At 65.1% G+C, this 15,261-nt stretch carries 11 protein-coding genes; 6 read left to right on the top strand and 5 right to left on the bottom strand.

The genetic code is table 11. The annotated features are described in order from the left end of the window. Window positions 1-212 precede the first annotated feature (212 nt). The 3 genes from AC1L6K_RS17440 to AC1L6K_RS17450 are packed head-to-tail and all read right to left on the bottom strand — an operon-like array spanning window position 213 to window position 6,209. Window positions 213-2,171, bottom strand: a complete 1,959-nt coding sequence (locus tag AC1L6K_RS17440) for a DUF5719 family protein (protein WP_480950093.1) — start codon at window positions 2,169-2,171, stop codon at window positions 213-215. Then, window positions 2,164-5,658: a glycosyltransferase family 2 protein gene (locus tag AC1L6K_RS17445; RefSeq protein ID WP_480950094.1), complete on the bottom strand. Its 3,495-nt coding sequence runs from the start codon at window positions 5,656-5,658 to the stop codon at window positions 2,164-2,166. Before AC1L6K_RS17445 ends, AC1L6K_RS17440 begins: the two co-directional genes overlap by 8 nt. 29 nt (window positions 5,659-5,687) lie before the next feature. Further along, complete coding sequence (locus AC1L6K_RS17450; RefSeq protein WP_480950095.1) at window positions 5,688-6,209, bottom strand: WhiB family transcriptional regulator; 522 nt, start codon at window positions 6,207-6,209, stop codon at window positions 5,688-5,690. A 369-nt stretch (window positions 6,210-6,578) separates the two neighbouring features. Here AC1L6K_RS17450 and AC1L6K_RS17455 point away from each other — a divergent pair, with 369 nt between their 5' ends. Continuing rightward, the gene (locus tag AC1L6K_RS17455) at window positions 6,579-7,364 is read left to right on the top strand and encodes a TIGR03089 family protein (RefSeq protein ID WP_480950096.1); all 786 of its coding nucleotides are present in this window, start codon (window positions 6,579-6,581) and stop codon (window positions 7,362-7,364) included. Window positions 7,365-7,374: 10 nt separating this feature from the next. Here the strand turns inward: AC1L6K_RS17455 and AC1L6K_RS17460 are convergent, their stop codons facing one another. Next, entirely contained in the window at window positions 7,375-7,878 is a 504-nt protein-coding gene (locus tag AC1L6K_RS17460) for a GtrA family protein (protein WP_480950097.1), read from the bottom strand. A gap of 194 nt (window positions 7,879-8,072) precedes the next feature. Between AC1L6K_RS17460 and AC1L6K_RS17465 the strand changes: the two genes are divergently transcribed. The 5 genes from AC1L6K_RS17465 (at window position 8,073) to AC1L6K_RS17485 (ending at window position 13,879) form a co-directional block, all read left to right on the top strand. Further along, window positions 8,073-9,245, top strand: a complete 1,173-nt coding sequence (locus AC1L6K_RS17465) for a 5-(carboxyamino)imidazole ribonucleotide synthase (RefSeq protein WP_480950098.1) — start codon at window positions 8,073-8,075, stop codon at window positions 9,243-9,245. Between the two features lie 100 nt (window positions 9,246-9,345). Continuing rightward, window positions 9,346-9,894: a 5-(carboxyamino)imidazole ribonucleotide mutase gene (purE, locus tag AC1L6K_RS17470; RefSeq protein WP_480952816.1), complete on the top strand. Its 549-nt coding sequence runs from the start codon at window positions 9,346-9,348 to the stop codon at window positions 9,892-9,894. Further along, the gene (locus tag AC1L6K_RS17475) at window positions 9,891-11,513 is read left to right on the top strand and encodes an LCP family protein (protein WP_480950099.1); all 1,623 of its coding nucleotides are present in this window, start codon (window positions 9,891-9,893) and stop codon (window positions 11,511-11,513) included. Before purE ends, AC1L6K_RS17475 begins: the two co-directional genes overlap by 4 nt. Before the next feature lie 123 nt (window positions 11,514-11,636). Further along, entirely contained in the window at window positions 11,637-12,890 is a 1,254-nt protein-coding gene (manA, locus tag AC1L6K_RS17480; protein ID WP_480950100.1) for a mannose-6-phosphate isomerase, class I, read from the top strand. Continuing rightward, window positions 12,887-13,879 carry a lipid II:glycine glycyltransferase FemX gene (locus tag AC1L6K_RS17485; protein WP_480950101.1) on the top strand — a complete coding sequence of 331 codons (993 nt, stop codon included), beginning with the start codon at window positions 12,887-12,889 and terminating at the stop codon, window positions 13,877-13,879. The genes manA and AC1L6K_RS17485 overlap by 4 nt, the downstream gene beginning before the upstream one ends. 196 nt (window positions 13,880-14,075) lie before the next feature. Here the strand turns inward: AC1L6K_RS17485 and glpX are convergent, their stop codons facing one another. Further along, window positions 14,076-15,092 carry a class II fructose-bisphosphatase gene (glpX, locus tag AC1L6K_RS17490; RefSeq protein WP_480950102.1) on the bottom strand — a complete coding sequence of 339 codons (1,017 nt, stop codon included), beginning with the start codon at window positions 15,090-15,092 and terminating at the stop codon, window positions 14,076-14,078. Between the last annotated feature and the right edge of the window lie 169 nt (window positions 15,093-15,261).

The following is a 15,261-nucleotide window of genomic DNA, read 5'->3' on the forward strand; positions in this document are numbered from 1 at the left end:
CCGCAGCGCCGGCTTCCACCGCTGTGTCACTGCCCGGGAACGAGGCGGGGGCCGTTGTGGTGATTCGCCCATGGCCGGCCATGGGCGAATCACCACAACGGCCCCTTGGTTCTTAAAATCTGTCCGTACCGGCAGCCAAGGACCGCTTCGGCCCCCGTACCGACGGCTCCACTCCCCCGCAGCCAAAGGTCGTTCAGCGTTTGCGGGTGGGGTCAGTAACCTGTCCTGATGTTGATGGCCTGGGTGCCCGCCGTGGTTGCGGCGATGGGCAGCACGGCAATGTTGGCGGAGTCGTTGTTGCCCAGCAACTGGGTGCCATAGGTGGCCTCCCCTGACGCTGACACCAGGACTGCCGCCGTGCCGGAACCCAACAAGTCAGACGGGTTCACACTTGCCGTGATTCCTGCCTTCAACTCAATGTCCTTGGCCTTGCCCAGGACACCGCTTTCGGAGATCGGCACAAGGTTGACGGTGGCGGCCCCGTCAGGAGCCGAGAACACCAGGTTGGAGGTGGCATTCTGCGGGACCGAGACGAGGTGGTTGCTGCCCAGCCGCTCCGTCGAAGGCACATACGCGATGTCGACAGCTTCACCGGTCTTGGTGGAGTTGACGAGCCGTGCCGTGGCTGCCACTGGCTCGTCGGCACTGATGCTGAGCGAATAGGTGCCCTGCGGCAGCCCTGCCAGTGGGAGCTCGCTGACTTTTCCTGCGCCGGCCGTGAAGACGCCTCCGTTGGGCAGGGCAACCTGGCCATCGGAGCCGTATGCCTTGACTTCAACGACTGAGTCCCGCACTCCCGGCACTGTCACCGCCAGCGCAGTTGCGGCATCCGCATACCCGGATTGTGCTGTAATTTTTTCTGCATCGCTTGGCTTCTGGACCCGAACCCCTGGAATTGTCAGTGCCGAGGCCGGGGCCTGCACGGGAGCCAGGTAGTCGATGCCGCCTGGTGTGAGCCCGCGCAGAATCGATTGCTGGATCATGGCGCTGACAGCACCGCCGGCGCTTTTCAGGTGCACGCTGAGCAGGCCCTGGTCGGGTGCCAGGCCGGAAAGGACAACCGAACGCACTGTGCCGGCATCAACCACGAGCCCTTTTCCGGCGGGAGCCTGCAACGGTCCGCTGCCGCTGAAGAAGTCCAGTGAAACTGTGGCCGGGCTCTGCGAGGAGTTGGCGATGGAGAGCACCGCTGTCCGACCCACAGTTGTGCTGGCGCCGGACAGCCACATCTCATTGGCGGGTGTTTGGCATGTTGCGGCTGCCAGCCCGGCAAGGTCGCCGTCCTCCGCGTTGACGACAACTGAACCGGAGCCCTGGGATGATTCCTCCGCCAACGGCTGCAGGCGCAGGACAGAGGCGGCGTCCACAGTCTTTCCGCGCGCAACGACAGCCTTTTCCTTGGGTTTGCCATTTATCGACGACGGACTTGCAACCGGTCCAGACGGGGCGTCGGAGACCGTGAAAAGTGGTGAGGACTTGCCGTCAAGGGCCTGCACCGCAGCACCGGGCAGGTCACCGGTGATGCCACTGAGCGCCACCGCGTTGAACAGTGTCTTGGTGTCGGAAGTGCTCGCCGAGAATTCCGGATCAGCTCCCGCGTCCGATCCTGCCAACAGTTGCGTGGGGCCCTGGCAGTTGGCCATGGTCTCCCCCACCGGCAACGGGTGCGGCACCGGAGTGGTTTCAGTTGTGGCGTTGGCGCCCGGATACAAAGTACCGGCCCCGACGACGCCGACAGCCAACGCCAATGTCGCGGCCCCCGCCAAAACGGCCGGCCAACGACGACGGACCTTGGCCTTGGCGCCTCGCACACGTTGTGCGCCCGCGGCCTTCGCGCCACTGGCGGCTGCTTTGTCTGCAGGCGCGCTGCTTCGCCCACTGGCCTTGGGACCGGTTTTCCTGCTCCGGCCGGCCTTCTCGCCGCGCGCCGTCTTGCGGCCGACGGTGGCCGCCGGTTTGGCGGGCGCCTTTTCGGCAGCTGACTTTTCGGCAGGCGTCTTTATGGCGGGCGCCTTGTCGGCAGGCGTCTTTTCGGCAGGCGTCTTTATGCCGGGCGCCTTGTCGGCAGGCGTCTTTTCGACACCGGCAGCCGGCCCGGCGGTCCCGTTCTTCGGCACCGATTCACCGTCAGGCAGATTGTCTCCTGCGCTGTTGTCCTTGATCTCAGGCACCTCTACCAACCTTTTGCAATGATGCTTCGTCCCTGTATGCCCCGGTGCGTCCGCGCCGCGCGCGCACTGGCACAGCCAGCAGCAGTGTCAGCCCAAAGAGGACCAGCTGCACCAGCCCCAGAACCGTGTTCATCGGATGAACATAACGAATTTCCAAGTGACCCGCAGCGGCCGGCAGCTCGAAGGCCTGCGCCCAGTCCGCACTGACAGCCTTGAGCTGTTTGCCGTCCAGCCATGCCTGCCAGCCTGGATCGGATTTTTCGGCCAGCACGACCCGGCGTTCGGCCTCGCCGGCCGGAATGTCGGCAGAAACGTTTTGTCCCTGCGACTCCACGGGGGCAACGGCACCGCCCTTGGCATCCACGAGCCTGACACGGTTGACGACGTCGCTCAGTCCGGCGTTGGCGTAACCCGGCTTCACCCGCCACAACCAGCCCGATTCGGTGGGGCCCACGGTGTCCAGGCCTGGAACGGCTTCAAGTTCCCCTGCCAACAGCTCCGCGGCCGTGTCACCTTGGCGCAGCACCACGAAGCCCACACCAAGGTCGAGCAGCCCGGCGCTCGGATCAATGCCGGACTTGGACAGCATGGCAGCGACGCTGTTTTCAAAGGCAGCCGTTGCAGCATCGCTGTCACTGATGACTGCTGCACCCGGTTCGCCGGTGATGCGGGCCGCGGTGGCAATGCTCGACATGGCATCCAATGTCGTCCCGGCACCCTGCATCAGGGCTGCCTCCACACCGCCGTCGGGCAGGACCGTCATGACTATGGTGCGGCTGGCCTCTGGCCCTGCACCCCTGTCGGCTGCCGTTGCCGGAATTGTTCCGGCGGTGACGGCCTGCGGCAGGAAGGGCCCCGTCAGTGCTGCCGTATTTTGTTGGGTTGAGAATTGTTGTGCGCTCCAGAGACCCAGGCTTGCCAACGGTGCGGCGACAAGAAGCACCGAGAGCGTCACAGCCGTGCCCTTGGCAATCCTGTGCTGGTCCTGGCCCCATTGCTTCGGGTCCGCCTTGCCTGTACCGGCTTTGTCCGTGCCGGGCTTGCCGGCCGGCACGTGTGCAAATCCACCGGATGCGGGGTTCCACGCGCGGCGGTGGACGGCCTCAAACCCCAGCACGCCCGCACTCAGCAGGGCGAAAAAGGCGAGCGAGACGGCCGGTCCGTTGAACGGTGTGACAAGGGTGACGCCGTCGAACGCCACAGCAATGAACTTGCCGGCATAGGCCGCAGACAGCGCCAGCAGTGCCACGAGCCAGAGTGTCCGCACAGTTGCCGCACGGCGAAGCGGGAGCACAAGTGCCGCCACGGCAGCGAAAATGACGGGCGCGCCAATGAGGAACATTGCGACCCAGGTCCACCACGGGGCGGAGACAAGGGAGCCCAGTCCAAGGACCCCCTGCGTGGCGTCGATCCGCTCGGGGAAGCCCAACAGCTGCTGCCAGAGCGGTCCGGGTGCGGAGGCCAGCGGCACACCGGGATCTGCCAGGAGGGCGCGGGGGTTGGCCCATGCGGACCAGACAAATGGAATGAATAGCGCAGCCGGGGGCACCAGTGCCCACCAAATTGTCTTGCCGCGCCTGCCGAGCAGGAGTGCGACGGCCAAAATGCCCACCACTGACACCGGCAGCAGGCTCGGGGCCGCTGCCGTGACTGCCGCGAGGGCCAGACCTGCGGCAGCTGCCGCCGTCCAGGACGTATTGCCGTCGACGCCGGGACGTCCCATCTTGGCAATGGTTGTCACCTTGGAGCCGGCCAGTGCGCCCGGGATGATGACTTCCTTGACTTCCGGGCCCACGGCACCGCCAACGGCCCGGATCAGGCCAAGCATCACCAGCGGGATGAGCACGTGGGCAAGAAGCGCACCAATCCGGCCTTGTCCCATGGCAACAAGCAAAGCAGGGGCGCCGGCCCACGCCAGGCCGGCCACAATGCGGGGCCACCGCTGCCGGGTGAGTGCACCGGCGGCGAGCCAGGCGGTCAGTCCGGCAATCGGAAGCGCCAGCAAGACAAGCCACAGTGCGGCAACAGAACCGTTGCCGCCCAGGGAGCCAAGCATGGCAAGAACAAAGTTAAAGGGGTTGCCGCGTCCGGGGAGCCCGGAACCGAGGGAAACCCACCAGTCTGTGGCATGCTGCCACACCTGGCCGATCTGTGCTGTCACCGGCAGCATGGCTCCGCCGGTCAAGGCTGGGACGCCAAGGAACCGCGAGAGTGCGGACAGTGAAAGTATCGTCAGGAGCACTGCCAGGGCCAGGGCGCCGACGATCGGTGCCGTCTTGACGGCGGCCAGGGGCGCCACCGTTTCCTGGTGGGTTTCGCCCGTTGGTTCCAGGATCGATCGGCCGTCCAGGGCACCCTGCGGGGTTTCCTCATCCGGGCCCACGGATTCACGCAACATTTTCACGTGCGCACGTGCAACCCGGTTTTCAACCATCAGGCCCTTGTGCACGGACCTCGGCTGCCTCCGCTGGCCCGCCATTGACTTCCTGCTCCGGTGCAGGGTGACGGGGCGGACAAGGCCGGCACATGTGGCCGCGAACATGCGGACGGCATGGCCTGGCGCCTTCAGGACAAAACCGGCCACCAGCCAGTAGATGGCGGCAAGAAAAGTGCCGGCGACAAGGAACGGCACGGCCCAGGCCTGGGCATGCTTGAGCCGCAGGAAGATTCCGGCCTTGCGTGCTGCCACGGCGGATCCCATGGCGTTGGGCCTGTGCACCACATGGAACATGCGGGCTTCGGGGACAATCAGGACCCTGTCGCCGGCCAGCCGGACACGGGCGCAAAAGTCCAGGTCGTCACCGGGGCCCGGCAGTGCCGGGTCAAGGCCACCCATATTTTCAAAGACGTCCCGGCGCACCAGCATGCCGGCCGTGTTGACGGCGAACATGTCGGCCCGGTGGTCGTATTGGCCCTGGTCCTGCTCGTCAAGGCCGACAAGTGAAAACCTGTCGTACCACTGGTTGGCCCAGAGCCCGACGTCGACAAGGCGCCTGTGGTTGTCCCAGTCAAGCTGCTTGCAGCCAACAACAGTTGCTGTGGTGGTCCGCTCGGTGGCCTCCAGCAGCAGTTGCAGGGCGTCAGGAGCTGGGGCGGCGTCGTCCTGGAGCAGCCAAATCCATTCATTGCCGCCCCGGAGTTCACCGTCCAGGACTGCGACGCCGGCGGCGCCGGCGACGGGTGCGGCGGGCGCGCCGCCTGCGGGCGCGGCAGTGCGGGCAGACGCGGCCGCGCCGGAGCGTACGGACGCGCCGGCGGCGGAACGGGTGCGCCCCTCGTGTTCAAGCACCGCATTAACAGCAGCACCGTAGCCTTTGCGCGCGTCAAGGGAGATGACGTTGCGTTCGCCCAGCTCCTTGCGCAGCAACTCCCCCGAATTGTCTGTGGATCCTGCATCGGCAGCCACGACGTGGTCGGCTGAACGCGTTTGCGAGGCAAGGGCCTTTAAAATTGTGGGGAGATAGGCACCGCCGTTGTGGGCAACCAAAACGGCCGTGACTTTTACTGCTTCAAGAATTAGACCGCTCGCTTCCGCAGCCGCCGGCGCTCTCGCTCCGACAGGCCACCCCAGATTCCAAACCGCTCATCGTTGGCAAGAGCGTATTCAAGACACTGCGCCTTGACGTTGCAGGCGCCACAAACTTTTTTGGCATCCCGCGTGGAGCCGCCCTTTTCAGGGAAGAATGCCTCCGGGTCAGTCTGTGCGCACAGTGCATCAGTCTGCCAGCCTAGTTCACCTTCGTCGCTGAAGTCTTCAAGCTGGGGATGCAGGCCGATCCAGACCGGCTCGTTGTCCACTCCCTCGACGACCGACGGATGGGTCACAACCGGTTCGCCAACCTCATGGGAGGTCAGGAATGCCGTTGCAGCATCTTCCAATGCCTGGCGGTTTTCGCGTTCATGAAACGCGGCCGCACCCGGGTCGGCCGGGTCCACGTACCAATTCGTCGGCACGCCACGTGACTGGTAGGAAACGCCAGCCTGCGCAGCCACGGAATCGTTTTGAAGATTTGTCACACTCAGCTGAGCTTGCCCCATGGTCGTCCTCCTGAATGTTGCCGCCAATACTGCTTCCCGAATCCTCGGTTCCGCAATGTGCGAATTGCAGTGCCAATAACAGCGGTTCGTGGGTCTAATTACATCCATGTAAGTCGCTCACGTCAAGCCGCGGTAGATGATAACCACTGTGGAGCAGGTTCATCCCTCGCGCCACGCCCGGCAATTTCATACCAATACATGCGCGTCATTACGCCATTGAGCGCATGATTTCCCGTGTTCCTGCACTGTTGTGGCCCTTTTTCGGGATCTTTTCCAAGACGTGCCCGAATGAAAGAGACCCAGATCACCTCAGCTGCTGCAATTCGTCCAATCGATGGGGATGTGGCGGACGTGGAAAGATGATGAATTATGAACCTGCGCCCGAACAACTCCAGCCGCCCGGCGTCCGCCACCGAGCTCCTCAATTCCTTCCGCACCATGAACCCGACCTCCCCCCGGCTGTCTTGGTACGGCCCGGATTCTGAACGCGTTGAATTCTCAGGCCGTGTGCTGGACAACTGGGTGGCCAAGACCGCCAACTACCTTGTTGACGAGCTCGACGCCGAACCCGGCACCGTCGTGGCCGTCGACCTTCCGCTGCACTGGCGCTCCCTTGTCTGGCTGCTTGCCACGTGGGCCGTGGGGGCCACGGCCACCACGACGGGGGCGGCCGCGGCCGCCGGTCCCGCCAGCGTTGCCGGGGCGGGCATTGTGGCCTGCACCGACCCCGCCGGCGCCCACGAGCGGTTCGCAGGAATAGTCCCGGCCCCGTTGATCGTGGCTGTGGCCCTCCCGGCCCTGCAGATGCGCTGGCTGGGTGAGCTGCCGCCCAGGACGCTTGACTATTCAGGGGACGTGCGGGCACACGCGGATGAATTCTTTGCCGACGATTCCCCGGCACCAACACAAATCGCCTGGCAGCACGGCCCGGCCGGCACAAGCTATGGGCAGCTCCTCCTGCCGGACGTGCAGAACGTGACGGATGACGCCGCCCAGGCACCCCAGCGGGTGCTGCTGCAGGTGCGCGAGGGGTGGGACGTCGTCGTGCCTGCAACGCTCAAGGTGTGGGCTGCCGGGGGTTCCGTGGTCCTGCTCGACACAGGTGTGGAAGCCACAGACCACCTGCGCAACAGCGAGAACATCACACAGGGTTAGGGCGGCGGAGTCAGGCCTCGCGCTCGGTTTCGAGAATCTTGTGGTCGTCGGCAAATCCGGGATCCTGGTCAAGCTCGTCGGTGAAGACCCAGAACCTGTAGGCGAAGAACCGGAAGATGGTGCCCAGGACCAGGCCGATGACGGAGCCGGAGATGAAGTCGGCGGTGGTGGATTCAAAGCCGAGCACCCAGTGGGACACGTAGACGCAGGCCGCAGCAATGCCCATGCCGATGCCGTTCATGATGATGAACAACACCACTTCGCGCAGCACGTTGGCCTGGCGGCGGTGGCGGAACGTCCAATAGCGGTTGGCGAGCCAGGAGAAAATGGTTGCCACGGCGGCCGCGATGATCTTGGCCCTGGTGGGGTGCGCACCCATGCTGCCGCTGAGCAGCCACAGGTAGATGCCTGTGTCGATGATGAACGCGACACCGCCGACCACACCAAATTTGGCGACTTCACGCCAAAAAAGGCCCATCAGGCCCTTGATGCGGTTGGTGAGTGATTGGTACATGGTCCTCCGTCGGGCTACTGGCCAAAACGGACGCAGCACGCCCCAGCCTTCATAAAATACTAAGCCCTCCATGGACAGGAACTGTCCCCGCAGGATGCCAAAGCACTGGGAATTTGCCCACATTTGTCGGTGAATACCGGGGCACGGGCGGCTCAAAGGCAGGAACCGGGCAGACTTTCGGTACGCTGGTGACTGTGACTTTTCCTGTAATCGGTGTTGTGGGCGGCGGGCAGCTTGCCCGCATGATGGCCCCAGCAGCCGTGGCCCTTGGTTTTGAATTGCGTGTCCTGGCTGAATCCCCCGACGTCGGCGCCGTGGCTGTTGTGGCCCAGGCTCCCGTCGGCGACTACACAGACTTGGACACCCTGCGCGCTTTTGCCCGCGGCGTTGACGTGCTCACCTTTGACCACGAACACGTCCCCAGCGAGCATTTGCAGGCGTTGATAGCCGAAGGCGTCAACGTCCAGCCGCGGCCCGACGCATTGCTCAACGCGCAGGACAAGCTGGTGATGCGTGCCGCCATTGAACGCCTTGGCCTGCCCAATCCGGAGTGGTCGGCGGTGGCCTCCGTGGCCGACATTGCCGCTTTTGCCGACACACACGGTTGGCCTGTCGTGCTGAAGATGCCCCGCGGCGGGTACGACGGAAAGGGCGTCAAGGTCCTGCGCTCCGCAGCTGACGCTTCCGCGGCCGCCGACTGGTTCGACGCCATGAATCCGCTCCTCGTGGAGGAAATGGTGGGGTTCTCCCGCGAGCTCTCCGCGCTGGTTGCCCGCACCCCTTCCGGTGAATCCCGCGCCTGGCCGGTGGCGGAATCCATCCAGGTGGAGGGTGTCTGCGACGAAGTGATCGCCCCGGCACCCGACATCGCTGCCGAGGTTGCCGCTTCCGCCCAGGCCGCGGCGCTGCGCATCGCCAACGAACTCGGCGTCACAGGCGTCATGGCTGCGGAGCTCTTTGAAACGCCGGGCCGCGCGCCCGGTTTCCTCATCAACGAGCTGGCCATGCGACCCCACAACACCGGGCATTGGACCATGGACGGGGCGGTGACAGGCCAGTTTGAGCAGCATTTGCGCGCCGTCCTGGACCTCCCGCTGGGCTCCACTGATGCCTTGGGCGACATCGTCGTCATGAAAAACTTCCTCGGCGGGGCCAACCAGGACCTTTTCGGCGCCTACCCCGCCGCGCTGGCCGCCGAACCGACCGTCAAGGTGCACAGCTACGGCAAGTCGGTGCGGCCGGGCCGGAAGATTGGCCACGTCAACGTGATTGCTTCCAAGCACGACGACGTCGCCACCGCCCGCGCCCGCGCCGCCACCGTGGCAAACATCATCCGTGACGGAGCACAAGGAGACACCAATGTCTGAATTTTCCACCCCCACGGCCGGGGTGCCCCATGGCGGCGCCGCGGCTGACAGTTCAGTGGCTGCCGGCGCCGTGGCAGGCAATGCACTGGTTGGCATTGTCATGGGTTCCGACTCCGACTGGCCTGTCATGGAAGCGGCCGCAGCGGCCCTGTCCGAATTTGGCATTCCGTTTGAAACGGATGTTGTCTCGGCACACCGCATGCCCGCCGAAATGATTGCTTACGGCCAAAACGCCGCCGCCCGCGGCATCCGCGTCATCATTGCCGGCGCCGGCGGCGCCGCGCACCTGCCCGGCATGCTTGCGTCGGTCACGACGCTTCCGGTGGTGGGTGTTCCCGTCCCGTTGAAGACCCTGGACGGTATGGATTCCCTGCTGTCAATTGTGCAGATGCCCGCGGGAGTCCCGGTGGCCGCCGTTTCCATTGGCGGTGCCCGCAACGCCGGCCTGCTGGCCGTGCGCATGCTGGCCTCCGGCACCGATGAACTGGCAGCCGGGCTGGCGTCAAAGCTGGTGGTTTTTGCCCAGTCGCTCAACGACCAGGCGTCCGCCAAGGGCGCGGCCCTGCGTGAAAAGGCCGGTGCGACCTATCCACTCGCGGTGCTGCCGGAACTGGCCGGCACGACGGAGGGTGCGGGCCAGAACGCATGAGTTTCAGCAGCCCCAAGACGTCCAGGGCCTCGAGCCGTCCGCCTGTGTTGACAAACCCGGTCCGTTATCCGGAATCGGCGTCGGCACCCGTGCGCTCAAAAAGGGCCTGGTTCCTGCTGCTGCTGACTTTGTTCGTGCCCGGCTCCGCCCAGGTGGTTGCCGGCAACAAGCGCCTGGGCCGCATTGCCCTGCGCTGCACCTTCGCCGCCTGGGCATTGGTGATTGCCGCCGTCGTGCTTGCCTTGGTAAATCGCGAGGCCCTGCTGAACCTGTTCACCACGCCCTTGACGTCGCTGCTGGTCATTGTGCTGTTGGCGGCGGCGGCTGTGGGCTGGGCTGTCATGTTCCTGAACACGCTGGCGATCATCAAGCCGGCCATGCTGGCACCGGGCATGCGCGCCCTGGTCAGCGGGGCACTGGTTGTGCTCATGGTTCTCACCAGCGGCTCACTCGGTTACGGGGCGCTCCTGATCAGCTCCGGGCGCAATGCGATTTCAAACATTTTCCAGACGGGCCCCGACATGGACCCCGTCGACGGACGCTACAACTTCCTGGTCATGGGGGGCGATGCCGGGGAAGCCCGCAGCGGACGCCGGCCCGACTCCATCATCGTTGTCAGCGTCGACGCCAAAACCGGCCAGGCCGCGACCATCAGCATTCCCCGAAACCTGCAAAATGCGCGGTTCTCCCCCGATTCCCCGTTGTGGGGCGTGTACCCGGACGGGTACAACTGCGGCGACAACTGCATCATCAACTCCCTCTACACGGATGTCACCGACAACCACGCCAACCTGTATCCACATGATGCGGATCCGGGCGCTGCCGCCATGAAGGACGCAGCCGGCGGCGTCCTGGGCCTGAAAATCCAGGGCTATGTGCTCATTGACATGGCAGGCTTCTCCTCACTCATCGACGCACTGGGCGGGGTCAAGGTCAACGTCGGCGGCTGGGTGCCCATCAGCGGGGACGACGTCGGCAACGGCCTGCACCTGCCGCCCACCGGCTGGATTTCCCCGGGTGTGCAGACCTTGAACGGCTACCACGCGCTGTGGTACGCCCGCTCCCGGGAATGGGCGAATGACTACAGCCGCAGCCAGCGCCAGCAATGCATCCAGTCCGCCATTCTGGCCCAGATGGATCCTGCCACCGTCCTGACGAAGTTCAACGCCATCGCCGCGGCAGGCGCCAAGGTCATGGAGTCCGACCTGCCTGCCGGCCAGCTGGGCAGCTTCGCCTCCCTGGCGCTGAAGGCCAAGTCCCACGACCTTCAACGGCTGACCATCGGCCCGCCGGACTTCCCGCAGGACATGCCCACGTACCCCGACTTCGACGTGATCCACAAGCGCGTGCAGGAAATGCTCAATCCGGCACCCCCGGCGGATCCGCCGGCCGGCGGGGACACCTCACCGGCAGCGCCCGATACGTCGGCGGCCGATCCCGCGGCCGACCCGGCAGCTGCTCCGGCTGCGGATCCGGCTGCGCCCGCCACCGAGACCCCGGCACCCGCCGCGCCGTCACCGGAGCTCACAGCCGAATACCTGCAGCAACTTGCCATCACCGGCGACGACGCGTCGCTGGCAGCACTGCTTGGCAACAACGGAACCTGCTCCCCCGGCTAAAAGCCATGCCCGTGCCGGGATGCCGGCCACGGGGTGGCGGGTGCCGCGCCACAGCTTGGCGGAGCCCGGCCGCAACCACGTTCAATCGATCTACAGCTTGCCTTGGACCAGGAGAAACTTCGTATGTTTGCACTCACCAATGTCACCCGTGACTACCCTTGGGGTTCCACCACTGCCATTGCGGAACTCCTGGGCACCGCACCAAGCGGCGGCCCGGAAGCTGAACTGTGGATGGGGGCGCACCCCGACTCCCCGTCCATTGCCAACACTCCTGACGGTCCCGTCGCGCTTGACCGGCTGATCGCCGAACACCCCGTAACGGCCCTGGGCGAAGATGTGTATGCAGCCTTTGGCGCCAAATTGCCGTTCCTGGCGAAGCTGCTTGCCGCCGACAGGGCACTGTCCCTGCAGGTGCACCCCACGATGGCCCGAGCGCAGGAACGCTTTGCGGCCGAAGAGGCCGCAGGAATTCCCAGCGACGCCGCCCACCGCAATTACAAGGACGACAACCACAAGCCGGAAATGCTCCTGGCCCTCACGCCGTTTGAGGCGCTTTGCGGCTTCCGCCCCTGCGCCGAGGCCGCCGAGCTGTTTCGCACCCTTGGCTCGGCCATCGAGGCCACCGGTGCTGAGGTTCCCGAGCTGCTGGGCCGGGTGGAAATGACGTTGAACTCACGCATGAGCGCCCCTGCCGTGGTGCGGCGCGCGTTTGAAACCTTGGTGGGCGGCGGCGCCGAGACCACTGCCCTGGTTGAGCTGGCGGCTGCCGCCCTGGAGGCGGCTGACTTGGCCGGCACCGAGCTGTCGCCCGGCCTGCGCACTGTGATTGAGCTTGCCAAACAATATCCCGGGGACTCCGGCGTCCTTGTCTCGCTGCTGCTGAACCGGCTCTCGCTGCAGCCAGGGGACGCCATTTTCCTTCCTGCCGGGAACATCCACGCCTATTTGAGCGGTTTGTGCATTGAGGTCATGGCGACGTCGGACAATGTCTTGCGCGGCGGGCTGACGGGCAAGCATGTCGACGTGCCCGAACTGCTGGCAACAGTGAATTTTGTCCCCGGCCCGCCCCCGGTGGTCCCCACCCGCGTGACCGACCTGGGGCAACAGGTGTGGGAACCTCCCGTCACGGAGTACGTCCTCCAACGCGTTGAGATTTCAGCAAATTCGGCACCCGTGCCACTGGTCCAGAATGGTCCCCTGATCGTGCTCGCCGTGGCCGGCTCGGTGTTGCTAGATTCCCCGCGCGGCGACATGGTGCTCGACCGCGGCCGCTCAGTATTCGTGCCCGCCGCCGAAAACCCCGTCATGGTCCATCCCCACGCCACCGGTGAAGACTCGGTGCTCTTCGCCTTCACCTGCAAGGGGGTCGACGCATGAAACCGATCCTGCAAACTGCCATCTGGGCGGAGTTCCAACGCGAGTTGGGTAAGACCGTCCACGAAGGGGAAGGGCCCGGCTGGAGTTTTTTGGCCGTCGAGGAAAAGACCCCGCTGGGCATGTACCTGTACTCGCCCTACGGCCCGTGTGCCGACGGCGAACTGGCACTGGCCCAGGCCCTGCAGGCACTCTCGGTGTTGGCCCGTTCCGTGCAGGCCCACTATGTTCGGGTGGAGCCGGTGGCTGCAGGCCTGGGCGCCGACGCCGCAACCCTCCTGGCAGCGCGGGGCCTGGTCAAGGCCCCTGCCGACGTCCAGCCGCACCTAAGCTGGAAGGTTGACCTGCGCCAGGACGAGGCGGACCTGCTGAAGGGGATACGCAGCACCAGCCGGAACCTGTATCGCAACATCCATAAAAAAGGCGTCAGTTTCCACGTTTCCACCGATCCGGCTGAACTGCCGATCCTGCTCGGCTTTCTGGCGAAGGTTTCCGGACGTGCGGATTTCACCGCCCAGACCGACACCTACCTGACGAAGGCGGCAGAGGTGCTCATGCCTGCCGGCGCGGCCAAGCTTTTCATCGCCCGGCTCGAAGGCACCCCCATCGCCGCCGCCCTGTCATACGACACCGCCGACACCCGCGTCTACGCACACGCGGCCGCCGACGACGCGCACCGCAAGCTCAACGCCGGCATTCCACTGCTCGTGACCATGATGCTTGATGCGAAGGCCTCGGGAATTGCCGAGTTCGACATGTGGGGTGTCAGCCCCGAGGACGAGCCGGACCACGCCTGGGCTGGTTTCTCCCGGTTCAAGCGCTCCTTTGGCGGCACCGAGGTGGAGTACCCGGGAACCTGGGACCTGCCCGTGAACCGGTTGATGTACACCGTCTACGGGGCCAGCCGGAAGGCACGGTCGATCCTGCGGGGCGCCGTGAAAACTGCACGTGCCACCCTCGGCAAGGCCAAGGCCAAGCTCAGGAGACGCTGACGGCGGATCAGCCGGCGCCAAGTTCACGCTGGACTTGGCGCCGGGTGTCACCCGGCGCAGGGTTCACAGGGAACTCTGCGCCGAATTTTCCGGGTGCCGGTCAAGGGGCCGCCGGCTCGAGCGTCCGTGCGCTGGGAAGGTGCGGACCGCCGTCGTGCCCCACCACTTTCAACCATGGCAGCCAGCCGGACAGGAATCAGCTGCGCCGGGCGTAAGTCTCCCATTTGTGGGCCTGGTGCTCGCCCTCGACAAACCTGATGGTCCCCGACTTGGAGCGCATCACGATTGACTGGGTCAGGACCCTGCCCTTGTCGTAGCGCACACCCTTGAGCAGGTCGCCGTCGGTGATGCCCGTCGCCGCAAAGTAGCAGTTGTCACTGGTGACCAGATCGTTGGTGGAGAGGACACGGTCAAGGTCGTGTCCGGCGTCGAGCGCCTTCTGCTTCTCGTCATCATCGGTGGGCCAGAGCCGGCCCTGGATGACGCCGCCCAGGGTCTTGATGGCACAGGCTGCCACGATGCCTTCGGGCGTGCCGCCAATGCCCATGAGCGCGTCCACCCCGGTGCCGGAGCGGGCGGCCGCGATGGCGCCTGCCACGTCCCCGTCGAGGATGATCTTGGTGCGGGCACCGGCCTCGCGGATTTCCGCGATGAGCGGCTGGTGGCGGTCGCGGTCAAGGACCATGACGGTGAGCTGGTTAATTTTCACGCCCTTGGCCTTGGCGATCAGGTGCAGGTTTTGCTTGACCGGCAGGCGCAGGTCAACCATGTCGGCAGCCTCGGGGCCGGTGACGAGCTTTTCCATGTAGAACACGGCCGAAGGATCAAACATGGTGCCGCGTTCGGCCACGGCCAGCACGGCCAGGGCGTTGTTGATGCCCATGGCAGCCAGGCGGGTGCCGTCGATGGGATCCACTGCCACGTCGCACTCGGGGCCGGAGCCATCTCCCACCACTTCGCCGTTGAAGAGCATGGGGGCTTCATCTTTTTCACCCTCGCCGATGACGACAACACCGTTGAAGTGAACGGTTGAAAGGAGGGAGCGCATGGCATCCACTGCGGCGCCGTCGGCCAGGTTCTTCTCACCGTAGCCAACCCAGTGGCCGCCTGCGATTGCGGCAGCCTCGGTGACACGCACGAGTTCAAGGGCCAGGTTCCGGTCCGGCTCGTCGTCGCCCACGGCCAGTGACCGGGACAGTTGTGAGTAATCCATCTGTGATGCTTTTTCAGCCACGTATAAACCCCGTTGTTCTGGTAGATGCAGTCTTGCAGTGCGCGACGGTGCGCACCCCTGCCGTATTTTCGCCTACCCAGCAATCATAGGCGAACCCGCCGCCCGATCCCGGGTGAGCTGCGCCACGTCCGTGCCCGCGTGGTAAATT

This window comes from Specibacter sp. BI4 (genome assembly GCF_056680095.1).